Consider the following 23,591-nt stretch of genomic DNA (forward strand, 5'->3'; position numbering starts at 1 on the left):
TTCGATGCGCTGATTGTTGAGCACGAATCAACATCGCTGGCTATTTTTTGCGGATTCCCAGCATCGGCTGCGCCGCCTACCATGCCTGCGAACATGACGACCGGGAAGGGCAGGCGGCGGCCAGCGCCGCGGCCTTCCCGGCGAAGGAGATGATGAATGGGTACGACGCCGGTCCAGGAACTCATGCCGCTGCAGGGATTCACCGTGCTGGATCTGAGCCAGGGTGTGGCAGGCCCTTACTGTGCGCAGCTGCTGGCTGGCCAGGGCGCGAGGGTCATCAAGGTCGAGCCGCCCCAGGGCGACTGGGGGCGCCACGTTGGCGTTGCCAGCGACGGACACAGCACCATTTCCAGCACCTATAACAGCGGCAAGCAAAGCCTGGCCATCGACGCCAGGCGCCCGGAAGGCAGGGCGGTGATCCTGCGGTTGGCGGAACGGGCCGACGTCATCGTGCAGAACTTCCGCCCCCAGGTTGTGGAGCGCCTGGGCCTGGACTACGAAAGCCTGCGGGCGCGCGGCCTCGGGCCCGTGTACGTGTCCATCAGCGGCTACGGGCCGGACGGGCCGTTCGCTGACCATCCGGCCACCGATTCCGTCATGCAGGCGGACTCGGGCCTGATGCACACCAACCGGGATGCCGGCGGAACGCCGCAGCGCATAGGCCTGCTGCTGGCCGATATAGCCGCCGGCGTGTACGCGGCGCAGGCATGCACCGCGGCGCTGCTGCACAAGACCCGTACCGCGGAGGGCAGCCACGTGCAGATCAGCCTGTTCAACGTCTGCTGCGCGCTGCAGTCCACGGTCTTCTCCGAGGAGCTGGCCGGCGCGCAGGCCGCCCGGCAACCCGTCAGCGCGCCCAACGGGATATTCGACGCCGCGGACGGCAAGCTGACCATACTGGCCTTGAACAACGAGCAGTTCCTGAGGATCTGCAAGGCCTTCGACCTGCGGCACTGGGAAACCGACCCGCGCTTTGCCAGCAACGCGCTGCGCCTGGAGCACAAGGCGCTGCTGCATGCCGAACTGTCCCGGAAGGTCGCGCCCCAATCGCTGGCGCAGCTGGAGGCGCTGCTCGGGCAGCACCAGGTGCTGCACGCCCGTGTCCGGGAAGGCAGGGGCGTGGTGGAGCATCCGCAGGCCAGGCATTTGCACACGTTCCAGACCATTGAGCAGCCGGGCTTCGGGCCGCTGCTGTGGGCCGCGGCGCCGTGGGCCTGCCATGCGGGCGCTGCGCAGCCGGCGCCGCGCATAGGCGAGCACAGCCAGGCCATCCTGCACGGCCTTGGCCTGGATGCGCAGGAAATCGCTGCGCTCGTCGCGCAGCAGGTCGTCGCGGTTTGAATCGGAGGTCAGGGATGAACACCATGAAAGCTCTCGTCTGCCGGGAATTCGGCCCGCCGCAGGACGTGGTCGCGCTGCAGGATGTCGCACCGGCCCCCCGGGCCGGCATGGACGAAGTGCTGATCGAAGTGCACTACGCCACGGTGAGCCACGCCACCGGGCTGCTGATCGAGGGCCGCTATCAAAAGACCCCGCCGCTTCCCTTCGTGCCCGGCACGGAAGGCGTGGGCCGGGTGCTTGCCTGCGGCGGCGACGTCGGCCACGTCAGGCCGGGGGACCTGGTGGCCTTCATCTGCGACTGGGGGGCTTACGGCGAGCAGATCGTGGTGCATGGCGCTACCGTGTACCCCATCGTCGCCGGGCTCGGTGCGCTGCAGGCGCTTGCCGTGCCGATTTCCTACGGAACGGCCTATGCGGCGCTGCACTGGCGGGCGCAGCTGCGCCAGGGCGACACCGTCCTGGTGCTGGGCGCGGGCTCGGGGGTTGGCGCCGCGGCGGTCGAGCTGGCGCGGCTTGTCGAAGGCGTCACGGTCATCGCCTGCGCCAGCAGCGCGCAGAAGCGCCAGGCCGCACTGCAGGGCGGCGCGCACCATGCGGTCGGGCCGGACGGCCTGATCGGGCAGGTCAAGAAGCTCACGCAGGGGCGGGGCGCGGACCTGGTGTTCGACCCCGTCGGCGGCGACCTGCTGCTGCAGGCGCTGCGCTGCACCGCGCAGAACGGAAAGATCGTCAGCATAGGCTTTGCCAGTGGAACGATTCCCCAGGTTCCCATGAACATCCTGCTGGTCAAGAACCTCACCGTGTTCGGCTTCTTCTATGGCCAATACATAGGCTGGACACCGGCCAACGAGCGCGTGAAATACGCGGCGCAGATGCAGGCCATGATGGCCGAGCTCTTCGCGCTGGCCCGGCGCGGGGCCATCCATCCGGCCGTCACCCAGGTTTTTCCCATGGACCAACTCTGCCAGGCATTGAGTGCTTTGCACGGCCGCAACGTGGTGGGGAAAGTCGCACTCGCAATCAAAGGAGACATACCATGAAGCAGCACCCCCATCACGCCACCCCCGCGTGGCATGGCAGCAGGCGCAAGGCGTTGCAGGCACTGGCGTCTGCGGCGGCACTCGGGGCGGCGGCCCTGGCGCCAGCGGTGGCACGGGCGGCGACGGACTATCCCAAGGCGCCGATCAGGCTGGTCGTGCCCTATCCACCGGGTGGCCCCACGGACCTGGTGGGGCGCGTGGTCGCGGTCGCGATGGGCGACATACTGAAGCAGAGCATCTTCGTCGACAACAAGCCCGGAGCCAGCGGCATGGTGGGCTCGGCAATGGTGGCGAAAGCCCCGGCGGACGGGTACACGCTGCTGAGCAACGCCTCGCTGCACGTCATCAACCCCGCCGTGTACGACAAGGTGCCGTACGACGCGTTCAACGACTTCGCGCCCATCACCCAGATCGTCGACGTGCCCCTGGTGCTGGTCGTCAGGAGCGACATGCCCGTATCCAGCGTGCAGGAGCTGATCGCCTACCTGAAGCAGAGCAAGGGCGCGGTGAACTTCGCGTCGGCGGGCAACGCCTCGTCGCAGCACCTCTCGGGCGAGCTGTTCAAGATACGGACGGGCATTGCGATGCAGCACGTGCCCTACAAGGGAAGCTCGCCCGCGCTCACCGACCTGATGGGCGGGCAGGTGCAGCTGATGTTCGACTCCATGCCTTCGGCCATGCCGTTCATCACATCGGGAAAACTCAAGGCGCTTGCCGTCACGACCAGAAAACGCTCCAGCTCATTGCCACAGGTACCGACCATGCAGGAGGCAGGGGTCGCCGGCTTCGAAACCAGCACCTGGTACGGGCTGTGGGCGCCGAGGAACACGCCTGCGGACGTGGTGGGGGTGCTGGCGAAGGCCGCGCAGGAGGCGCTCAGGAAACCCGAAGTCGCGGCGCAGTACCAGCGCATGGGGGCCGAGCCCGTGGGCTCCAGTCCTCAGGAGTTCGAGGCCTACATGAAATCCGAAGAGAAGAAGTGGGCCGAGATCGTGCGGCTGTCCGGTGCCAAGGCCGACTAGGAGCCATCCCTTTCAAGCTCGAAGACCTTGTCACCCTGCCCCCGGGCCGCCCCCGGCGTGTGCCTGCTCCAGGAGCCAGCCAGAGAATTCTTCCCGCGCCGCGAAGGCGGCGGCGTCGCGCTTCCAGCATAGGAAGTAGCCGCGCCCGGATGACACCTCGACGTCGAACGGCATGACCAGCTCGCCGGCCCGCAGTTCGCGCTCCACCAGGCAGGCGGGGACCACGGCGACGCCCATCTCGGCCTTGGCGGCGACGATGAGGTGCATCGTCAGATCGAACCCGGGCCCCAGGCGCGGCGTGCAGGGCGCGCCGGCCTTGGCGAACCAGCGTGCCCAGTTGTCGGGGAAATTCGTGTGGTGCAGCAGGGTTGCGCCCTGCAGGTCGCGCGGCGTGCGGTACGCCTTGGCCAGGCGCGCGGTGCACACGGGGATGAGTTCGCGGCCGATCAGGTAGCGGGTCTGTATGCGCTCGGGCCAGCGGCGGCTGGGGCGCTTCACGTCCAGCCACAGGTCGACGTCGTCGCGCGTGAAGTCCTCGTCGTGCCGGAACTGCCTGAGCTCCACCTTCACGCCGGGGCTGCGCTCGTGGAACCCGGGCAGCCGCGGCATGAGCCATTGGATGCTCAGGGTGGGAATGACGCTCAGGCGCACGAGCCGGGGCCGCGACGCCCGGCCCAGCGTTTCCGCCGCCGACTCCAGCGCCAGCACATGGCGCTCGACGAGCTTGCGCCACTGCGCCCCGCGCGGCGTGAGCACCACCCCGGCGGGGGAGCGCTCGAACAGCCGCCCGGCGGCCAGGTGTTCTTCCAGGCGCTGCACCGCGCGGCTCACGGCGGCCTGGGTCACGCACAGGTCGTCCGCCGCGCGGCGAAAGCTGCCCTGCCGGCAGACGGCCAGGAAGGCGTGCAGCTCGATCAGTGACGGAGAGAGGATCTTCATGCCGGGGGGGTATTACACCGCGTTATCGCAAAGGACGAAATTGTCGTTTGTCAGCGCTGCCCGGCGTCCGTAACCTTTGGCTTCCCCCTGCTTTTCACCGAGACAAGAGATGCCAATCAACCGACGCGAATTCGTTGGCCTGGCTGCCGCCGGCAGCCTGGCCCCCTGGGTGCATGCCCATGCCGCGGACGCCTATCCGTCCAAGCCCATCACGCTCGTGGTGCCGTTCACGCCCGGCGGCTCGGTGGACAATTCCGGCCGCCTGATGGCGGACCGCCTGAGCCGCGAGCTGGGCGTGCCCGTGATCGTGGACAACAAGGGCGGCGCCGGCGGCGCCCTGGGGTCGGCTTTCGTCGCCAAGGCCAAGCCCGATGGCTATACCCTCGTCGTGGCCTCGCAGAGCACGCACGTGGTGAACCCCGCCGTGAACCCCAACCTGCCTTACGACGCGGTGAAGGACTTCGCGCCCATCACCCTGATCGACCGCCTGGCGAACGTGCTGCTGGTGAACGCCAGCGTGCCAGTGCAGACGTTCGCCGACCTGGTGAAGTACGCCCAGGCCAATCCCGGCAAGCTGAACTACGCCAGCGCGGGGGTCGGCTCCGTGTCGCACCTGAGCATGGAGCTGCTGAAGACCCAGGCCCGGATACACGTGACCCACATTCCGTACCGCGGCGCCGGCGTGGCGCTGACGGACCTGCTCGCCGGGCAGGTCCAGCTGGCGTGGAACAACCTGTCCTCGAACCTGCCCAACATCCGCAACGGCAAGCTGCGCGCGCTGGCCGTGGCCGCGCCCCAGCGCGTGCCGCAGCTGCCCAACGTGCCCACGTTCGCCGAGCTGAAGCTGCCCGACCTGAACCTCACGTCCTGGACCGGCCTGGCGGCCCCGGCCCACACCCCCGACGTCATCATCGGGCGCCTGTACTCGGCCGTGCGCAAGGTGCTGCAGGACCCGGCCACGCAGGCCACCTGGGTGGAGCGGGGCATGATGGTGCCGGAGGACGTGAAGCCGCAGGCCTACCAGGCGGAGATCGTGGAGCGCATCAAGTTCTACCAACGCATCGCCAAGGCGAACAACATCGTCATCGAATGAGCGCCGCCCCGGACCGCCGGGCGGCGTATGCCCGGATCGACCAGCTCCTGCCCTACGAGCAGGAGCTGGTGGCCATACGCCGCCACCTGCACCAGAACCCGGAGCTTGCCTTTGCCGAGCACGGCACGGCGGACTTCGTCGCGGGCCGGCTGCAGGAGTGGGGCTACGAGGTAGCGCGCGGCATCGGCGGCACCGGCGTGGTGGGCACCCTGCGCCAGGGGGACGGCAGCCGCCGCCTGGGCATCCGCGCCGACATGGATGCGCTGCCCATCCAGGAGGCCACCGGCGCGGCGCATGCCAGCCGCGCGCCGGGGCTGATGCACGCCTGCGGGCACGACGGGCACATGGCCATGCTGCTGGGCGCCGCCAAGTACCTGGCGCGCCAGCGCAACTTCAGCGGCACGCTGCACCTGATCTTCCAGCCCGCCGAGGAGCGCGGCTTCGACAGCGGCGGCAAGGCGATGGTGGACGATGGGCTCTTCGAGCGCTTCCCCTGCGACGCGGTGTACGCCATGCACAACCACCCGGGCGTGCCCCAGGGGCGCTTCCTCCTGCGCAGCGGCGCCTTCATGGCGGCGGGCGACCGCGTGTTCATCAAGGTCCTGGGGGTGGGCGGGCATGCGGCGCGGCCGCACCTGGCGGCAGACCCGCTGGTGGCCGCCGCGGCCATCGTCACGGGCCTGCAGACGGTGGTCGCGCGCAACGTGGACCCGGCCGAGTCGGCCGTGGTCACGGTGGGGCGCCTGCGCGCCGGCGACGCCTTGAACGTGATACCCGCCGATGCCGAGATCGGCCTCAGCGTGCGCTCCTTCGCGCCGCAGGTGCGGGCCCTGCTCAAGGAGCGCATCACGGCGCTCGCCACCGGCATTGCGCAGGCGCACGGCACGCGCGCGGAGATCGACTACGTCGAGGGCTACCCGGTGCTGGTGAACGACCCCGAGGCCGTGGCGCTCGCCGCGCAGGTGGCCACCGACCTGGTGGGCGCCGACGCCGTGGACCTGGAACACCCCCGGCTCATGGGCAGCGAAGACTTCGCCTACATGCTGCAGCGCTGCCCCGGCGCGCTCGTGCGCATCGGCAATGGCCCGGCCGATGGCGGGCGCGGCCTGCACAACCCGAAGTACGACTTCAACGACTGCAACCTGCCCTACGGCGCGGCCTTCTGGAGCCAGCTGGCGCAGCGGTTCCTGTGTTGACACAGGGGGGCCAGCCGCACTCCGGGTAAACCCTCTCTAACGGCACCCAAACCCCCGCTTCGGCAAAAGCAGATTCCCAGGGGGCTGGTAAAGACGCACCATCTCGCGCCATGCGGGCACGCCATGCCTCCATGGCGGTGCCGCGCTGTTTCCCGAGAGTCCTTGCAGGAGATATACCCATGCTCACACCCACCCGCCGCCTGGCCCTGGCCGCCCTGGCCATCACCCCGTCGCTGCTTGCCGCGCTGCCTGCCGCCGCGCAGGACGCGCAGCCCGTGCGCCTCATCGTGGGCTATGCCGCCGGCGGCCCCGTGGATCAGGGCGCGCGCCTGTTCGGCCAGGCGCTGTCCAAGGAACTGGGCATGCCGGTCATGGTGGAGAACAAGCCCGGCGCCAACGCCACCATTGCGGGCAACGAGGTGGTGCGTGCCAAGCCCGACGGCCTCACGCTGTGGTTCGCCGCCAGCCCCACCATCACCATCAGCCCCAACGTGATGACCAAGATGCCGTTCGACCCGGCCAAGGACCTGGCCCCGGTGGCGCCCATCCTGAGCTACTACAACGTGCTCGTGGTGAACAACAACGAGCCCTACAAGAACGTGCGGGAGCTGGTGGCCTATGCCAAGGCCAATCCCGGCAAGCTGGCCTACGGCTCGGCCGGCGTGGGCGGCTCCAACCACCTGGGCGCGTTGCTGTTCGCCCGGCGCAGCGGCATCGAGATGAACCACATCCCCTACAAGGGCAACGCGCCGGCGATGACCGACGTGATCGGCGGCCAGCTCAACATGATGCTGGACATCATCAGCACCGCCAGCTCCTACATCCATAGCGGCAAGGTGCGCGCCATCGCCGTCACCTCGCCCCAGCGCAACGCCTCGCTGCCCGACGTGCCCACCTTCGCCGAATCCGGCATCGAGGGCCTCAAGGGTTTCGATGTGGGCGGCTGGTACGGCGTCTACGGCCCCAAGGGCATGGCGCCCGAGCTGGTGGCCAAGCTCAACAAGGCCACGAATGCCGCCCTGGCGCAGCCGGACCTGAAGAAGCGCTACAAGGACCTGGGCTACGACGAGTGGACGGGCAACCCCCAGAAGCTGGCCGAGCGCGCCGCCAAGGAACGCGCCATGTGGGCCACGGTGACCCAGGGCATCACCGTGGATTGAGATGGCGCAGCGCATCCACCAACTGCTGGACCGCTGGCTGGCCGAGGCGCCCGGCCAGCCCTTCATCCACCTGCCTGACGGCCGCAGCCTGAGCTTCGCCGACCTGGGCGCGCTCACCGACGCGGCCGAGGCCGAGCTGCGCGCCCTGGGCGTGCGCGCCGGCGACCGCGTGCTCGTCGTGGCCGAGAACTGTCCCGAGCACGCAGCGCTGATCCTGGCCTGCAGCCGCGTGGGCGCGTGGTCCTGCGGCGTGAACGCGCGCATGGCGCCGGGCGAGGTCGATGCCTTCGCCGCCAAGGCCGATGCGCGCGTGCTGTACTTCACCGCCAGCAGTTCCAGGAGCGCCGCCGCCCATGCCGCGCGCCATGCGGCCGTCGCCAGCGTGCTGCCCGGCATGCAGCATGGCGCCGCGCGGGACGAGGCGACCGTGGAGCCGCCGCCGCTGCAGGACGACGTGGCGGCGCTGATCTTCACCTCGGGCACCACGGGCGCGCCCAAGGGCGTGATGGTGACGCACGAGGCGCTGATCCACTTCGCGCGCGTGTCGGCGGCGTCGCGCGGCCTGGGCCCGCAGGACCGCTGCTACGCCTTCGTGCCCATGACGCACATCTTCGGCCTGGCCACGGTGCTGCTGACCTCTCTGCACGCGGGCGCGCAGCTGGTGCTGCGCCCGCAGTTCGATCCAGAGGATCTGCTCGACGCGCTGGCGCACCACGGCGTGACGCAGCTGCAGGGGCCGCCGGCGCTTTTTTCGCGCCTGCTGGCCCATCTGCGGGAGAGAAGCATCGCCCACCCCGAGGCGCCGCTGCTCCGCTATGTCTATACCGGCGCTGGCCCGCTGGACCTGACGCTCAAGCAACGCGTGGAGGCCGCCTTCGGCCAGGCGCTGCACCACGGCTATGGCCTGTCGGAGTACGCGGGCTCGGTGCACCTCACGCGCCTCTCCGAGCAGCGCCCCGACACCAGCGTGGGCTACGTGGTGCAGGACGCCGAGGTGCAGGTCACCGACCCGGCCAGCGGCCGGCCCGTGCCCACGGGCGAGCGCGGCGAGCTGTGGATACGCGGCCGCGGCCTGATGCGCGGCTATTTCCGCGACCCGCAGGCCACGAACGCCGTGATGCGCGACGGCGGCTGGTACGCCAGCGGCGACCTGGGCGAGCTGCATGCCGATGGCGCGCTGTTCGTCGTCGGGCGCCTCAAGGAGATGATCATCCGCTCGGGCTTCAACGTCTATCCGGCCGAGGTCGAGCTGGCGCTCAACCAGCTGCCCGGCGTGCAGCGCAGCGCCGTCGTCGGCCGCCCGGAGAAGGACGGCAACGAGGAGGTCATCGCCTTCGTCGAGCTGAGCGCCGGCGCCACCTTCGACGAGGCCGCCGCGCGCGCGCGGCTGCGCGAGCAGCTCGCGCCCTACAAGCAGCCCAGCCACATCGTCACCGTGGCCGAGCTGCCCACCAGCCACAACGGCAAGGTGCTCAAGCGCCGACTGCAAGAGCAGGCCGCCAAACTTTGAATCAAGAAAGACACACCATGCCCATCCACATGACACGCCGCAGCCTGGTCGCCGGCGGCCTGCTGGCCGCGGCCGCGCAGCCCTTCGCCGCCCTGGCCTCCGATGCCTGGCCCACCAAGCCGGTGCGCTTCATCGTGCCCTTTCCGCCCGGCGGCCCCGTGGACACCACGGCGCGTGCCGCGAGCGTGAAGCTGTCCGAGATCTGGAAGACGCCCACCGTGATCGACAACCGCGCGGGCGCGGGCGGCGTGGTCGGCGCGCAGGCCGCGGCCCGCGAGGCGCCCGATGGCTACACCCTGTTCATGGGCGCCATCCACCACTCGGTCAACCCCACGCTGATGGGCAACCTGCCCTACGACATCGAGCGCGACTTTGCGCCCATCAGCTTCGCCGCCATGTTCCCCGTGTTCATCGTGGCGCACCAGTCGGTTCCGGCCAATACGCTCAAGGAGCTCATCGCCCTGGCCAGGAAGCCGGGCAGCAACCTGAGCTACGGCTCGTCAGGCAATGGCGGCGGCACGCACCTGGCGGGCGAGCTGTTCAACATGGAGGCAGGCACCAAGCTGCAGCACGTGCCCTACAAGGGCAGCGCGCCGGCCATGAACGACCTGCTGGGCGGCCAGGTGCAGCTGATGTTCAGCGACGCGCCCACGGCGCTACCGCACATCAAGAGCGGGCGCATCAAGGTGCTGGCCGTGGCCAGCCGCCAGCGCTCGGCCATGCTGCCCGACGTGCCCACTGCGGCCGAGGCGGGGCTTCCCGGCTACGAGGCCTATTCCTGGGCCGCGCTGTTCGCTCCCGCCAAGACGCCCCAGGCCGTGCTGGACAAGATCAATGCAGACTTCAACACCGCCTTTAGGGACCCCGCCGTGCGCCAGCGCCTGCTGGACGCCGGCGCCGAGGCAGCGCCGGGCACGCAGCAGGAGATGCGCCAGTTCCTGCGCTCCGAGCTGGCCAAGTGGGCCAAGGTGATCAAGACCGCCGGGATCACGGCGGGCTGAGATTGTCAGAAAGAATAGCTGCAAGCGCTTTCTGAGTAAGCCCTAGAGGCTGTTTCAGAGCGCAAGATTCTTGCGCCCCAGCACTTTCAGCAAGGCGGCGATGCGGTCGGTCATTTCCTTGAACGCCGCATCCGCCTGCGCCTGAGTCTCCGTTGGTTGGGCAACCTTGCGCCCCTCGGCCTCCAGGCGGCTGCGGATCTCGGGCTTGACAACGGCCTCGCCAATGGCCTTGCGCAGGGCGGCCACGCGGTCGGCGGGCGTGCCCTTGCGCATGAAATAGCCGCCGCCGATCTCGTGCACGAAATCCGGTATCTGCTTGCTCTGGGTAATTGGCGCGATGTGCTTCAGGCCGGGGGCCATGTCCTTGGAAAAGCTGGAGATGACCTTCAATCGGCCCTGTGCCTGCATGCCGTCGAAGCTCGTCTGATACGGCAGGATGCCAAAGTCCACCTGCCCGCCGGCCAGGTCCTGCAACGCGGGCGCGGCCCCTTTGTACGGCACGTGCAGGAACGGCAGGTTCAAGCGCGTCGCCAGCGCATCGCCCATCAGGTGGTAGAGCGAGTCGATGCCCACCGATGCGTAGGTCAGCGGCTTGTCCTTCTGCTGGCGGGCATAGTCCAGGAACTCGTCCATGGTGCCCACGGGGATGCCGTTGCGCACCAGCAGCACGATGGACGCCGTTGTGATGGGCGCTGCGAAGACGAAGTCCCAGGGTTTGTAGCGAGCCGCCGGGTTGAGCATGGGCGGCAGGATCACCTCGTTGGGGGAACCGTGCAGAAAGGTGTAGCCGTCAGCCGGCGCGCTCAGCACCTTGTTGGCGCCGATCAGCCCGGTGCCGCCGCCGTAGTTCTCGACGATCACCTGCTGGTTCAGGCTTTGGGTGAAGGATTCGGCAAAGATGCGCGCCGACGCGTCGCTGGCGCCTCCGGCGGGGTAGGGCACCACCAGGGTCAGCGGCTTGGCGGGAAAGGCGTCGGCGGCCCAGGCAGGCAGCCCTGCCAGGGTGCAAGTGGCGCCGGCCGACTGCAGAAAATGGCGGCGGGTGAAAGTACGCATGAGGTCTCCTGGTTCAAGGATCAGACAAGGCTGCTTTGAGCCAGATGCACCCAAAGCGCCGCGCCTATCGGCAAGGCGTTGTCGTTGAAGTCGTACAGCGGGTTGTGTACGTTGCAGCCCCCGTCTTCGCCGGTGCCATTGCCCAGGCGTATGTAGGCGCCGGGGCGGTGCTCCAGCATGTAGGCGAAGTCTTCGCTGCCCATGACGGGAGGACGCTCCACGACGCTGTCGGCGCCCACCAGGCGCATGGCGGCCTGGCGCAGTACTTCCGTCTGCACGGCGTGGTTGACCAGCACCGGGTATTTGCGCTCGTAGACCACTTCGGCCTGCAGTTGATAACTTTGCGCCTGTGCGGCGATGAACTCACGGATGCGCTGTTCCACGAGCGTGCGTACCCTGGGATCGAGCGTGCGCACGCCGATCTTGAGCTGTGCGCTCTCGGGCACCACGTTGTAGGCCTCGCCGGCTTGTATCGAACCCACGGTGATCACCGCCGACTTGAGCGCATCGATCTCGCGCGAGACGATGGATTGCAGGCCCAGCATGATGCTGGCTGCGCATTGCATGGGATCTATGCCGTGGTGGGGCATGGCGCCATGGGCGCCGCGCCCGCGCAGCGTCACCGTGGCGCGATCGAAGGACGCCATCAGCGGGCCGGGACTGATGGCCATCTGGCCTACAGGCAGCCCCGGCGAGTTGTGCAGCGCATAGACCTCGTCGCAGGGAAACAGCGTGAACAGGCCCTCATCCACCATGCGCAGCGCGCCGCCCTCGTTCTCCTCGGCAGGCTGGAAGATCAGGTGCAGGGTGCCGCTGAAGTCGGCCGACTCGGCCAGGTAGCGGGCGGCGCACAGCAGTATGGCCGTATGTCCGTCATGGCCACAGGCGTGCATCTTGCCCACGTGGCGGCTGGCGTAATCCAGGCCGGTCTTTTCTTGGATGGGCAGCGCGTCCATGTCGGCGCGTATGCCCAGTGAGCGGCTGCCGCCGCCTTTGCGCAGCGTCCCGACGACACCGGTGCCGCCCAGGCCGCGATGTACCTGGTAGCCCCAGGCGGCCAGCCGCTCGGCGACCAGGTCGCTGGTGCGGCGTTCCTCGAAGGCCAGTTCCGGGTGTGCATGAAGGTCGCGGCGGATGGCGATGAACTCCGGCGACAAGGCGCGCATGGCGTGCAGCAATGCAGTAGATACCGATGGATCCATGGGTGTGGCGACAGTTCGTTGTTTCGGTGCCGCATGCAAGAGGCGTGCGCATACCGTGGCGTCATCCTATGCAGGGCCATTGCCACCATCTATTTTCCTTTTGTAAATACACGCTTGTCGAATGTCGAAGCCGGGTTTGCACCGATGGATGTACGCCTGGCGGCGCAGCGCTGCACTTTCATTCCTCGGTGATGGCGGCAATCCGCCGGTGCCCTGAAGACGCCCTTCCAAATTGCCGAATTGAAGCGCGCCTGCGGTACGGGCATGCTGGCAAGCGACACGACTTATCAGCCGCTACCCATGCACCTGAGCGCACAAACCCACTACCAGGCCGAGCTCGATGCCGGCCGCTTCTGCATACAGCGCTGCCCGCAGTGCCAGAACCATGTCTTCACCCCGCGCGAGCTGTGCCCGCATTGCGGCGCCGGCGGCCTGCGCTGGGTGCGCGCGAGCGGCCTGGGCACGGTCTATTCCACGAGCACGATCGCGCGCAAGCAGGACGCCGGCGGCAACTACAACGTGGCGCTGATCGACCTGGACGAAGGCGTGCGCATGATGAGCCGCGTCGAGGGCCTGGCGCCTGAAGGCGTGGCCATAGGCTTGCGCGTGCAGGCCCATGTGGCGCAAAAGGACGGGCGCGGCCTGGTGCTGTTCCAGCCCGCAGCACAAGGAGGTGCCGCATGAGCCGCATTCCCCGATCCCACCTGGACGCGGCGGCCGTGAACCGTCCGCTGCGCGGCCGCGTGGCCATTGCCGGCGCCGCCACCTATGGCTGCGGCGAAGCCCCGGGCATGGACGACATGACCCTGCTGGTGCGCGCCGCGCAGGCGGCCGTGGCCGACGCGGGATTGAGCATGCAGGACATCGACGGCCTGGCCACCTGCAGCGTCAACGCCAGCATGTGGCCCATGCCGGTGATCGAGCATCTGGGCATCAACCCGACCTACGTGGACGGCACCATGATCGGCGGTTCGAGCTTCATCGCCCACCTGCTGCCGGCGATTCGCGCGCTGGAGGCCGGCCAGTGCAAGGCCGTGCTGGTGTGCTACGGCAGCGCGCAGCGCTCAGCCACCTTCGGGCGCAAGGAAAGCCAGGCCGCGCGGCGCTTCCTCGACCCGCAGCCCTACGAGTTCCCCTACGAGCCCGTGCTGCCCGTGACCGCCTACGCGCTGGCCGCGGCGCGCCACATGCACGAGTTCGGCACCACGCGCACGCAGCTGGCCGAGGTGGCCGTGGCCGCGCGCGCCTGGGCGCAGCAAAATCCCGAGGCCTTCATGCGCGACCCGCTCACCATCGAGGACGTGCTCGCGGCCCGGCCGATCGCCAGCCCGCTCACCGTGCGCGACTGTTGCCTGGTGACCGACGGAGGTGGCGCCATCGTGCTCACGCGCGCCGAGCGTGCACGCGACTTGCCCAGGCCCCCGGTCTACGTGCTGGGCAATGCCACGGCGATCTGGAACCGCCAGATCTCGTGCATGCCCGACCTGACGACGACCAGCGCGTCGCAGTCGGGTGCCCAGGCATTCGCCATGGCGGGCCTGAAGGCGGCCGACATGGACATGGCCCAGGTCTACGACGCCTTCACCATCAACACCATCCTGTTCCTGGAGGACCTGGGCTTCTGCGCCAAGGGCGAGGGCGGCGCCTTCGTGGAGAACGGCGGCATCGCCCCCGGCGGGCGCCTGGCCGTCAACACCAACGGCGGCGGCCTGTCCTGCGTGCATCCGGGCATGTACGGCATCTTCGCGCTCATCGAGGCCGTGCGCCAGCTGCGTGGCGAGGCCGGTGCGCGCCAGCTCAAGCGCCACAGCACGGCTGTGGTGCATGGCAACGGCGGTACGCTGTCGAGCCAATCCACCGCCGTGCTCGGCACGACAGAAACCCTCTGAACACCGAAGGAGCCCGAACATGATCCGCGACCCAGAAATTTTGGAAGCCCTGCTCGACAGCGTGCGCCGCTTCGTGCGCGAGCGCCTCGTGCCGGCCGAGAACGAGGTGGCCGAGACCGACGAAATCCCCGAAACCATCGTGCAGGAGATGCGCGAGCTGGGCCTGTTCGGCATGACCATCCCCGAGAAGTTCGGCGGCCTGGAGCTGACCATGGAGGAGGAATGCCGCGTGCTGCTGGAGCTGTGCCAGACCGCGCCCGCGTTCCGCTCGGTGATCGGCACCACGGTGGGCATAGGCTCGCAGGGCATCCTGATGGACGGCACGCCCGAGCAGCAGGCCCAGTGGCTTCCCAAGCTGGCCACGGGCGAGGTCATCGCCTCGTTCGCGCTCACCGAGCCCGAGGCGGGATCGGACGCCGCCTCGCTGCGCACCACGGCCATCCTGCAGGGCGACCACTACGTGGTCAACGGCACCAAGCGCTTCATCACCAACGCACCGCACGCCGGCATGTTCACGCTGATGGCGCGCACCAACCCGCAGGACAAGGGCGCGGGCGGCGTGTCCTCCTTCATCGTGGATGCGAAGAGCCCCGGCATCAGCTTCGGCAAGTACGACAAGAAGATGGGCCAGCGCGGCGCGCACACTTGCGACGTGATTTTCGACAACGTCAAGGTGCCGGCAGCCAACCTGATCGGCTTGAAGGAAGGCCAGGGCTTCAAGACCGCCATGAAAGTGCTGGAGAAGGGCCGCATCCACATCGCCGCCGTGGCCGTGGGCGTGGCCAAGCGCATCCTGCGCGACGCGCTCGCGTACGCGCTGGAGCGCAAGCAGTTCGGCCAGCCGATCTGCGAATTCCAGCTCGTGCAGGCCATGCTGGCCGACAGCCAGGCCGAGCTCTACGCCGCCGAGTGCATGACCATCGACGCCGCGCGCCGCCGCGACGATGGGCACAACGTCTCCACCGAGGCCTCGTGCGCCAAGATGTTCGCCACCGAGATGTGCGGCCGCGTGGCCGACCGCGCGGTGCAGATCCTGGGCGGCGCGGGCTACATGGCCGAGTACGGCATCGAGCGCTTCTACCGCGACGTGCGCCTGTTCCGCCTGTACGAGGGCACGACGCAGATCCAGCAGATCATCATCGCGCGCAACATGGTGCGCGCGGCGCGCGCCGCATGAGCGAAGCAGGCCTGCCGCCCGACCGCAATGCCTTCATGCGCCTGATCGGCGCCGCCCAGGTGCCGGCCCCGCCCGGCAAGGTGCACATGCGCCTGCCGCACATGCGCGAGGAACTGCTCAACCAGCTGCCGGCCGCGCATGGCGGCGTGGTCATGACCCTGCTGGACTCGGTGATGGCGCGCGCCGCGGCCGAGCTGCCCACGGCGCCATCGCGGACCGCGGTGACGGTGGAGATGAGCAGCCGCTTCCACCGCCCCGCGCGCGGCGCGCTGCTGGCCGAGGGCTGGGTGGTGCACGCGAGCCGCAGCCTGTGCAGCTGCGCCGCGCAGCTGCTCGACGCGGACGGCCGCCTCGTGGCCACGGCCAGCGGCACCTTCAAGTACTGGCTGGGGAAGACCTCGGCCGGCCATCCGCCATCGGGCGGCTAAAGCAGCCTCCACGCCCCCATCTCCCGCCGCATCGCCAGCGCCAGCTCCGCGCCGCGCGAGCGCGGCAGCCGCGAACGCGGCGCGATCACGCTCAGCGCCGCGTCGGCGCAGGACCCCACGCGGAACCCCAGCCCGATCCCGGCCACCCCGCCCGAACTGCCGTACGAATGGCCGCAGTCCCGCGTCTGCACGGCCCAGCGCCGCAGCCGGGCCAGGCCCACGTCGTCTGCCTGGTACTCGGCCTCGTGGCGCCGGTAGTGCGCCACCAGCGCGTCGTCGCCCAGTCGCGCCAGTAGCGCGATGCTGCCCACCCCCTGCCCCAGCAGCCGCGTGCCGCCCACGTTGAGCGCGAACGAGCGCACGCGGTGCTCGCCTTCCTCCAAGTGCAGGCAGTGGCTGTGGTCGCCTGAGCGCACCACCAGGAACACGTTGTCGCCCGACAGCCGCGCCAGCGCCTTCATCGCCGGCAGGCAAGCCCGCACCAGGGGCGAGCGGTCCATGCAGGCCGCACCCAGCGCGGCGGCCTCCAGGCCCAGGTGGTAGAGGCCGGTGGCCTCGTCCTTGTGCACCAGCCCCTGGGCCGCCAGGCTGGAGACGAGGCGCCAGGCGGTGGTCCTGTCCAGTCCCGTGTCGTCCACCAGCCTGCGCAGCGGGACGCCCTCGGCGTGCCCGGCCGCGATGCGGCGCAGCAAGGCGCACGCGCGCTCGACGCTTTGCGCGCCGTTGACCGGATGTGAAGGCGGCATAAGGGTAATTCGTATGTGCACATTATGCACATCCGGCAGCGCGGCGTTTGCCAGCCCCGCGCCAACGCATTGCAATGGCGGTGCCGCGCGCCTGCTGTCAGGAGCGCGGCATCCATCCCCAGGAGACACCATGACCGCCAACATCGACCGCCGACACCTGGTGCAAGGCCTCGCTGCCGCCACCGCATTGACGGCATTGGGCGCGCGCGCCCAGGCCACCCCCTTCCCCAGCCGCCCCGTCACGCTGGTGGTGCCCTTCCCCGCGGGCGGCGCCACCGACAGCCTGGTGCGCCAGATCGCCGAGCTGGCCGGCCGCGAGCTGGGCCAGCCGGTCGTGGTGGAGAACAAGCCCGGCGCGGCCGGAGTGCTGGGGGCCAACCACGTGGTGCGCGCCGCGCCCGACGGCTACACGCTGTCGGTGCTGCCCGAGCCGGTGTTCCGCCTGCCGCACCTGCAGAAGACCGCGTTCGATCCGATGAACGACTTCAGCTACGTGATCCACCTCTCGGGCTACGCGCTGGGCATCGCCGTGCGCAACGACGCGCCCTGGCGCGACTGGGCCGGCGTGGTGGCCGAGGCGAAGAAGCGCCCCGGCCAGATCAGCTACGGCACCACGGGCATCAACGGCACCATGCACGTCACGGTGGAGGAGATGGCGCAGCGCGCCGGCGTCCGGCTCAACCACGTGCCCTACAAGGGCGAGTCGGAAATCATCGCCGCGCTCATGGGCGGGCACATCGACCTCGGCGTCACGGCCGGCGGCATCGCGCCCATGGTGGACGACGGCCGCGCGCGCGTGCTGGTGCTGTGGACGGCCCGGCGGGCGCCGCGCTGGCCGGGCGTTCCGACGCTGCGCGAGATTGGGATCGACATGGTGGCGAACTCGCCCTTCGGCATCGCCGGCCCCAAGGGGCTGCCGCCGGCCGTGGTCAAGACGCTGCACGACGCCTTCCGCAAGGCGCTGGAGGCGCCGGCCACGCGCGCCACGCTGGAGCGACTGAACCAGGAGAGCGCCTACCTCGACAGCGAGGCCTACGCCGCCTTCGCGCGCGAACGCTACGAAACCTCCCGCCAGCAGGTGCAGCGCCTGGGGCTCAAGCCGAACGCGCAGCAATGAACTACCGCTCCATCTACCGCCCCGGCCTGTTCGCGGGTCAGGTCATCGCCATCACGGGCGGCGGCTCGGGCATCGGCCGCTGCACCGCGCACGAGCTGGCCAGCCTGGGCGCATCGCTCGCGCTGATCGGCCGCAACGCCGACAAGCTGCAGGCCGTGGCCGGCGAGATCGGCCAGCCCGACCGCGTGAGCACGCACGCCTGCGACATCCGCGACGAGGAGGCCGTGCGCGCCACCGTGGCCGCCATCGTGGCGCGCCATGGCCGCATCGACGGCCTGTTCAACAACGCCGGCGGCCAGTTCCCCGCGCCGCTGCGCGACATCAGCCAGAAGGGCTGGGAGGCCGTGGTGCGCAACAACCTCACCGGTGGCTTCGTGATGGCGCGCGAGTGCTTCACGCAGTGGATGGAGGCGCACGGTGGCTCAGTCGTCAACGTGATCGCCGACATGTGGAACGGCATGCCGGGCATGGGCCACTCGGGCGCGGCGCGCGCGGGCATGCTCAATTTCACCGAGACGGCGGCCTGCGAGTGGGCGGCCAGCGGCGTGCGCGTGAACGCCGTGGCGCCGGGCTGGATCGCCTCCAGCGGCCTGGACACCTACCCCGACGCCTTCAAGGCACGCATCCAGACGCTGGCGCGCAAGGTGCCGCTGCAGCGCCTGGGCACCGAGGCCGAGGTCTCGGCGGCGGTGGTCTTTCTGCTCAGCGCGGCCGCCGCCTTTGTCACCGGCACCACGCTGCGCGTGGACGGCGGCGTGCCCAACGCCAAGCACACCTGGGCGCTGCCCGCGCACGCCAACTCCCAGCCCTACGACGGCTTTCCGCTCTACCAAAAACCCGGCTTCCTGGAATCCTGATGCTGCAAGCCCCCAACCCCCGCCACTACACGGCCGAGCACGAAACCCTGCGCGCCACCGTGCGGCGCTTCTTCGAGAAGGAAGTGGCTCCGCACGTGAGCGCCTGGGACGAGGCCGGCGGCTTTCCGCGCGATCTCTACCGCAAGGCCGCCGAGGCCGGCCTGCTGCAACTGGGCTTCCCCGAGGCCTACGGCGGCGTCGAGTGCGACGCCTTCCACCGCATGATCCTGTTCGAGGAGCGCGCCTGGGGCGGCTCGGGCGGCGTGGCCTCGGGCCTGTTCTCGCACACCATCGGCGCGCCGCCCATCGCCGTGGCCGGCAGCGAGGCGCTCAAGGCCCGCGTGCTGCCCGGCATCCTGGCGGGCGAGCAGATCTCGGCACTCGCCATCACCGAGCCCGGCGGCGGCTCCGACGTGGCGCAACTCGCCACCACCGCGCGGCGCGACGGAGGCCACTACGTCGTCAACGGCAGCAAGCTGTTCATCACCTCCGGCATGCGCGCCGACTGGTTCACCGTGGCCGTGCGCACCGGCGGGCCGGGCGCGGCCGGCGTTTCGCTGCTGCTGGTGCCGGGCGACACGCCCGGCCTCACGCGCAGCCCGCTGCAGAAGATGGGCTGGTGGGCCTCGGACACGGCCGAGATAGGCTTCACCGATTGCCGCGTGCCGGTGGAGAACCTGCTGGGCGATGAGGGCCAGGGCTTCGCCATCCTGATGCGCAACTTCAACCACGAGCGCCTCGCGCTCGCCGCCGCCGCCTGCGGCTACGCCCAGGTCTGCCTGCACGACGCCGTGGCGTGGGCGCGTGAGCGCCGCACCTTCGGCCAGCCACTGAGCGAGCGCCAGGTGATACGCCACAGGCTGGTGGACATGGCCACGCGCATCGAGGCCACGCGCGCGCTGCTCGACGACCTCGCCTCGCGGCTGGACGCCGGTGAATCGCCCGCCGCCCAGATCGCCATGGCCAAGAACTTCGCCACCCGCACCTTCCAGTTCTGCGCCGACGCGGCCGTGCAGATCCTCGGCGGCATGGGGTTCATGCGCGGCACGCGCGTGGAGCGGCTATACCGCGAGGTCAAGGTCATGATGATCGGCGGCGGCGCCGAGGAAGTGATGAAAGACCTGATCGCCAAACGCCTGGGCCTCTGACCTCCTGGATCAAGCCCCCTTGCCGGAAAGCCAAATCGAAAGCCCCTCCATGATTCCCTTCGCCTCTCACATCCACCCCGCATCCGAGGACTTCCAGTCACAGCGTGCGGGCATGCTGGGCCTGGTCGGCCAGCTGCGCGCGCTCGAGCAGCGCGCGGCCGACGCCTCGGCCCGCGCCGCCTCCAGCTTCGCCAAGCGCGGCGCGCTGCTGCCGCGCGAGCGCGTGGCCCGGCTGCTCGACCCCGGCATGCCCTTCCTGCCACTGTGCAACCTGGCCGGCTACGGCATGGACGACCCCGACCCCGAGCGCTGCATCCCCGGCGGCTCGCAGATCGCCGGCATCGGCTTCGTCTCGGGCGTGCGCTGCATGGTCGTCGCCACCGACTCGGGCATAGACGCCGGCGCGCTCACCGAGGCCGGCAACCAGAAGCTCATGCGCTGCCAGGACATCGCGCTGGAGAACCGCCTGCCCTTCGTGCACCTGGTCGAATCGGCCGGCTCCAACCTGCGCAAGTACCGGGTGGACAAGTTCATCCGCGGCGGCGGCATGTTCTACAACCTGGCGCGCCTGTCGGCGAGCGGCCTGCCGGTGGTGACGGTGGTGCACGGCTCCTCCACCGCCGGCGGCGCCTACATGCCGGGCCTGTCGGACTACGTGGTGATGGTGCGCGGCCGGGCCAAGGCCTTCCTGGCCGGCCCGCCGCTGCTCAAGGCCGCCACGGGCGAAGTCGCCACCGATGAGGAACTGGGCGGCACCGCCATGCACGCGAGCGTGAGCGGCCTGGCCGAGTACGTGGCCGAGGACGACGCGCACGCCATCGCCCTGGCGCGCGACATCCTGGCCACCCTCGACTGGAATGACGGCATGCCCGCGCCCGGTCCGGACGCCGAGCCGCCGCACCTGGACCCGGACGAACTGGCCGGCGTGATGGTGCTGGAGCACCGCAAGCCGGTGGACATGCGCGAGGTGATCGCGCGCCTGGTGGACGGTTCGCGCTGGATGGACTTCAAGCCCGACTACGGCGCCGCCACCGTATGCGGCCACGGCCGCATCGAGGGGCATGCGGTGGGCTTCGTCAGCAACAACGGCCCCATCGACCCGGCCGGCGCGACCAAGGCCGCGCAGTTCATCCAGCTGTGCAACCAGTCGGGCACGCCCCTGGTCTTTCTGCAGAACACCACGGGCTTCATCGTGGGCCGCACATCGGAAGAGGCCGGGATGATCAAGCACGGCAGCAAGATGATCCAGGCACTGGCCAACTCGCGCGTGCCGCAGATCACCATCCACTGCGGCGCCTCGTTCGGCGCGGGCAACTACGGCATGTGCGGGCGCGCGTTCCGGCCGCGCTTCTGCTTCTCGTGGCCCAACGCGCGCACCGCCGTGATGGGCGGCGAGCAGGCCGCCACCACGCTGGAGATCGTGGCGCGCCAGCAGGCCGAGCGCAAGGGCGCGCCGGTGGACGAGGACCGGCTGGCCGCGCAGAAGGCCGAAATCGTCGCCAACTTTTCCGCCCAGGCGAGCGCCTTCTACACCAGCGGCCACCTGCTGGACGACGGCGTGATCGATCCGCGCGACACCCGCGCCGTGCTGGCCTTCGTGCTGGCCACCGCGCGCGAGGCCGAGGCGCGCCAACCCCGCGCCGTGCAGTTCGGCGTGGCCCGTTTTTGAAGGAGACACCATGCTTTACACCCCCGAACACCACGAGCTGATGGCCAGCATCCGCCGCTTCATCGCGGCGGAGATCGATCCCTTCGTCGACGAATGGGAGGCCAACGAGATCTTCCCCGCGCACGAACTGTTCAAGAAGATGGGGCGCCTGGGCTTTCTCGGCATCACCAAACCCGAGGCCTATGGCGGCATGGGGCTGGACTTCTCCTACGCCCTGGCCGCGGCCGAGGCCATAGGCCACGCGCGCGCCCAGGGCGTGGGCATGGGCATCGGCGTGCAGTCCAACATGGCCACGCCCGCGCTCGCGGCCTTTGGCTCGGACGAGCTCAAGCGCGAGTTCCTGGCGCCCGCGATCGCCGGCGACGTGGTGGTGAGCATCGGCGTTTCGGAGCAGGGCGCGGGCTCCGACGTGTCCTCGCTCAAGACCCGCGCGCGCCGCGATGGCGACGACTATGTCATCAGCGGCTCCAAGATGTGGATCACCAACGGCACGCAGGCCGACTGGATCTGCCTGTTGTGCAACACCTCCGACGGGCCGGTGCACAAGAACAAGTCGCTCATCGTCGTGCCGCTCAAGGAGAACGGCAAGCGCGCCAAGGGCGTCGAGGTGCAGAAGATCAAGAAGTTCGGCATGTGGTCGTCCGACACCGCGCAGATCTTCTTCGACGAGGTGCGCGTGCCCGTGCGCCACCGCATCGGCGAGGAGGGCATGGGCTTCATCTACCAGATGAAGCAGTTCCAGGAGGAGCGCCTGGACGGCGCGGCGCGGCGCCTGGCGAGCATCGATCTCATCAACGAGACGGCTGACTACCTGCGCCAGCGCATCGCCTTCGGCCGGCCGCTGCTGGACAACCAGTTCATCCAGTACAAGCTGGCCGAGCTCAAGACCGAGCTGGAGGCGCTGCGCTCGCTGACCTACCGCGCCACGCTGGCCTACGTCAACGGCGAGGACGTGATCGAGCTCGCCTCCATGGCCAAGCTCAAGGCCGGCCGCCTGGGCCGCGAGATCGCCGACTGGTGCATGCAGTTCCAGGGCGGCATGGGCTATACCTGGGACAACCGCGTCTCGCGCGCCTACCGCGACTACCGCCTGGGCTCCATCGGCGGCGGCGCCGACGAGGTGATGATGATGGTCATCGCGCGCAAGATGGGCCTGATGGACATGGGAGCTTGAGATGAGCAGCGCCCCACCCGTCCTGCTGCGCCGCGAACACGACGTGCTGTTCGCCACGCTGAACCGCCCCGAAACACGCAACGCGCTCGCGCCCGAGGTGGTGGCTGCGCTCATGCAGGCCGTTGCCCAGGCCGAGTCCGACGCCGCTGTGCGCGCCCTGGTGCTGCGCGGCGCGGGCGGCTTCTTCTGCGCCGGCGGCAACGTCGGCAACTTCCAGGCGCGGCTCGATGCCGATGCTGCCGGCGAGGACCCGGTGGCCGCGCGCAACCGCGAGTTCGGCCGCTTCATGCAACGCCTGGCCGCGCTGCCCGTGCCGGTCATCGCCGTGGTCGAGGGCGCGGCCATGGGCGGCGGCATGGGCCTGGCCTGCGCGGCCGACCTGGTGCTGGCCACGCAGGACGCGAAGTTCGCGCTCAGCGAGACCTCGCTGGGCATCATTCCGGCGCAGATCGCGCCCTTCGTCGCCGCGCGGCTGGGCCGGCGCGCGGCGCTGCGCCTGGGCCTGTTCGGCGAGCGCGTGGCCGGCGGCGCGGCGCAGGCGCTGGGCCTGGTGGACGAGCTGGCCTTTGATGGCGCCGCGCTCGACGCCCTGCTGGCGCAGTGGCTGACGCGCCTGTGCGCCTGCGCGCCGGGCGCCAACCGCGCCCTCAAACCCCTGCTGCGCCGCTGCGGCCGGGAAGACGACGGCGCGCTGCTGGACGACGCCGCGCGCCTGTTCGCCGCCTGCATGCGCAGCGAGGGCGCCGAGGGCATTGCGGCCTTCCGCGAAAAGCGCCCGGCCGCCTGGCGCCATGAATTCACCGCCGATGCCGTGCGCTCCTGAAGA

22 protein-coding genes are annotated in these 23,591 nt (G+C 69.7%); 18 read left to right on the forward strand and 4 right to left on the reverse strand.

Going from position 1 to position 23,591, the window contains the following annotated elements; all coding sequences use genetic code 11:
* The first annotated feature begins 156 nt into the window (after positions 1 to 156).
* From ALIDE2_RS00795 to ALIDE2_RS00805, 3 genes are read left to right on the forward strand one after another with little or no spacing between them, the layout of a single operon-like run.
* A complete protein-coding gene (locus tag ALIDE2_RS00795; RefSeq protein ID WP_013517093.1) occupies positions 157 to 1,341 on the forward strand; it encodes a CaiB/BaiF CoA transferase family protein in 1,185 nt (394 codons plus the stop codon).
* 14 nt (positions 1,342 to 1,355) lie between these two features.
* Positions 1,356 to 2,381 (forward strand): NADPH:quinone oxidoreductase family protein, encoded by a 1,026-nt coding sequence (locus ALIDE2_RS00800; protein WP_013721188.1) that lies wholly within the window; start codon positions 1,356 to 1,358, stop codon positions 2,379 to 2,381.
* On the forward strand, positions 2,378 to 3,403 hold the full coding sequence (locus ALIDE2_RS00805) for a tripartite tricarboxylate transporter substrate binding protein (protein WP_013517095.1): 1,026 nt from the start codon (positions 2,378 to 2,380) through the stop codon (positions 3,401 to 3,403). Before ALIDE2_RS00800 ends, ALIDE2_RS00805 begins: the two co-directional genes overlap by 4 nt.
* Positions 3,404 to 3,433: 30 nt before the next feature.
* Here ALIDE2_RS00805 and ALIDE2_RS00810 read toward each other — a convergent pair whose 3' ends face one another.
* A complete protein-coding gene (locus ALIDE2_RS00810; protein ID WP_013517096.1) occupies positions 3,434 to 4,342 on the reverse strand; it encodes a LysR substrate-binding domain-containing protein in 909 nt (302 codons plus the stop codon).
* 109 nt (positions 4,343 to 4,451) lie between these two features.
* Here ALIDE2_RS00810 and ALIDE2_RS00815 point away from each other — a divergent pair, with 109 nt between their 5' ends.
* The 5 genes from ALIDE2_RS00815 (at position 4,452) to ALIDE2_RS00835 (ending at position 10,302) form a co-directional block, all read left to right on the forward strand.
* Positions 4,452 to 5,435, forward strand: coding sequence for a Bug family tripartite tricarboxylate transporter substrate binding protein (locus ALIDE2_RS00815; RefSeq protein WP_013721189.1), 984 nt, complete (start codon positions 4,452 to 4,454; stop codon positions 5,433 to 5,435).
* Positions 5,432 to 6,631 (forward strand): M20 aminoacylase family protein, encoded by a 1,200-nt coding sequence (locus ALIDE2_RS00820; protein ID WP_013721190.1) that lies wholly within the window; start codon positions 5,432 to 5,434, stop codon positions 6,629 to 6,631. Before ALIDE2_RS00815 ends, ALIDE2_RS00820 begins: the two co-directional genes overlap by 4 nt.
* Positions 6,632 to 6,810: 179 nt before the next feature.
* Entirely contained in the window at positions 6,811 to 7,791 is a 981-nt protein-coding gene (locus ALIDE2_RS00825; RefSeq protein ID WP_013517099.1) for a Bug family tripartite tricarboxylate transporter substrate binding protein, read from the forward strand.
* A 1-nt stretch (position 7,792) separates the two neighbouring features.
* Positions 7,793 to 9,301: a class I adenylate-forming enzyme family protein gene (locus tag ALIDE2_RS00830; protein ID WP_013721191.1), complete on the forward strand. Its 1,509-nt coding sequence runs from the start codon at positions 7,793 to 7,795 to the stop codon at positions 9,299 to 9,301.
* Between the two features lie 17 nt (positions 9,302 to 9,318).
* Positions 9,319 to 10,302 carry a tripartite tricarboxylate transporter substrate binding protein gene (locus ALIDE2_RS00835; RefSeq protein WP_013517101.1) on the forward strand — a complete coding sequence of 328 codons (984 nt, stop codon included), beginning with the start codon at positions 9,319 to 9,321 and terminating at the stop codon, positions 10,300 to 10,302.
* 54 nt (positions 10,303 to 10,356) lie between these two features.
* Here the strand turns inward: ALIDE2_RS00835 and ALIDE2_RS00840 are convergent, their stop codons facing one another.
* Both ALIDE2_RS00840 and ALIDE2_RS00845 read right to left on the reverse strand, forming a co-directional pair.
* The gene (locus ALIDE2_RS00840; protein WP_013721192.1) at positions 10,357 to 11,358 is read right to left on the reverse strand and encodes a Bug family tripartite tricarboxylate transporter substrate binding protein; all 1,002 of its coding nucleotides are present in this window, start codon (positions 11,356 to 11,358) and stop codon (positions 10,357 to 10,359) included.
* Between the two features lie 20 nt (positions 11,359 to 11,378).
* Positions 11,379 to 12,560: a M20 aminoacylase family protein gene (locus tag ALIDE2_RS00845; RefSeq protein WP_013721193.1), complete on the reverse strand. Its 1,182-nt coding sequence runs from the start codon at positions 12,558 to 12,560 to the stop codon at positions 11,379 to 11,381.
* Positions 12,561 to 12,860: 300 nt separating this feature from the next.
* On the opposite strand from ALIDE2_RS00845, the gene ALIDE2_RS00850 reads away from it, so the two are divergent.
* The 4 genes from ALIDE2_RS00850 to ALIDE2_RS00865 are packed head-to-tail and all read left to right on the forward strand — an operon-like array spanning position 12,861 to position 16,054.
* On the forward strand, positions 12,861 to 13,244 hold the full coding sequence (locus tag ALIDE2_RS00850; protein WP_041700551.1) for a Zn-ribbon domain-containing OB-fold protein: 384 nt from the start codon (positions 12,861 to 12,863) through the stop codon (positions 13,242 to 13,244).
* Complete coding sequence (locus ALIDE2_RS00855; RefSeq protein ID WP_013517105.1) at positions 13,241 to 14,449, forward strand: thiolase; 1,209 nt, start codon at positions 13,241 to 13,243, stop codon at positions 14,447 to 14,449. The genes ALIDE2_RS00850 and ALIDE2_RS00855 overlap by 4 nt, the downstream gene beginning before the upstream one ends.
* Positions 14,450 to 14,468: 19 nt before the next feature.
* Entirely contained in the window at positions 14,469 to 15,626 is a 1,158-nt protein-coding gene (locus tag ALIDE2_RS00860) for an acyl-CoA dehydrogenase family protein (protein WP_013517106.1), read from the forward strand.
* Complete coding sequence (locus ALIDE2_RS00865) at positions 15,623 to 16,054, forward strand: PaaI family thioesterase (RefSeq protein ID WP_013517107.1); 432 nt, start codon at positions 15,623 to 15,625, stop codon at positions 16,052 to 16,054. Before ALIDE2_RS00860 ends, ALIDE2_RS00865 begins: the two co-directional genes overlap by 4 nt.
* Here the strand turns inward: ALIDE2_RS00865 and ALIDE2_RS00870 are convergent.
* The gene (locus ALIDE2_RS00870; protein ID WP_013517108.1) at positions 16,051 to 16,800 is read right to left on the reverse strand and encodes an IclR family transcriptional regulator; all 750 of its coding nucleotides are present in this window, start codon (positions 16,798 to 16,800) and stop codon (positions 16,051 to 16,053) included. The genes ALIDE2_RS00865 and ALIDE2_RS00870 overlap by 4 nt on opposite strands.
* Before the next feature lie 130 nt (positions 16,801 to 16,930).
* On the opposite strand from ALIDE2_RS00870, the gene ALIDE2_RS00875 reads away from it, so the two are divergent.
* Genes ALIDE2_RS00875 through ALIDE2_RS00900 form a run of 6 tightly spaced genes read left to right on the forward strand, consistent with a single transcriptional unit; the run spans position 16,931 to position 23,588 of the window.
* Positions 16,931 to 17,917, forward strand: coding sequence for a tripartite tricarboxylate transporter substrate binding protein (locus tag ALIDE2_RS00875; RefSeq protein WP_013517109.1), 987 nt, complete (start codon positions 16,931 to 16,933; stop codon positions 17,915 to 17,917).
* Positions 17,914 to 18,774, forward strand: a complete 861-nt coding sequence (locus ALIDE2_RS00880) for an SDR family oxidoreductase (protein ID WP_013517110.1) — start codon at positions 17,914 to 17,916, stop codon at positions 18,772 to 18,774. The genes ALIDE2_RS00875 and ALIDE2_RS00880 overlap by 4 nt, the downstream gene beginning before the upstream one ends.
* Positions 18,774 to 19,922: an acyl-CoA dehydrogenase family protein gene (locus tag ALIDE2_RS00885; protein WP_013517111.1), complete on the forward strand. Its 1,149-nt coding sequence runs from the start codon at positions 18,774 to 18,776 to the stop codon at positions 19,920 to 19,922. Before ALIDE2_RS00880 ends, ALIDE2_RS00885 begins: the two co-directional genes overlap by 1 nt.
* A gap of 49 nt (positions 19,923 to 19,971) precedes the next feature.
* Entirely contained in the window at positions 19,972 to 21,591 is a 1,620-nt protein-coding gene (locus ALIDE2_RS00890; RefSeq protein WP_013517112.1) for an acyl-CoA carboxylase subunit beta, read from the forward strand.
* Positions 21,592 to 21,601: 10 nt separating this feature from the next.
* Positions 21,602 to 22,765 carry an acyl-CoA dehydrogenase family protein gene (locus ALIDE2_RS00895; RefSeq protein WP_013721194.1) on the forward strand — a complete coding sequence of 388 codons (1,164 nt, stop codon included), beginning with the start codon at positions 21,602 to 21,604 and terminating at the stop codon, positions 22,763 to 22,765.
* A 1-nt stretch (position 22,766) separates the two neighbouring features.
* Complete coding sequence (locus ALIDE2_RS00900) at positions 22,767 to 23,588, forward strand: enoyl-CoA hydratase/isomerase family protein (protein WP_013517114.1); 822 nt, start codon at positions 22,767 to 22,769, stop codon at positions 23,586 to 23,588.
* The last annotated feature ends 3 nt before the right edge of the window (positions 23,589 to 23,591 follow it).

The sequence above is a fragment of the Alicycliphilus denitrificans K601 genome, assembly GCF_000204645.1.
GTDB lineage: Bacteria > Pseudomonadota > Gammaproteobacteria > Burkholderiales > Burkholderiaceae_C > Alicycliphilus > Alicycliphilus denitrificans.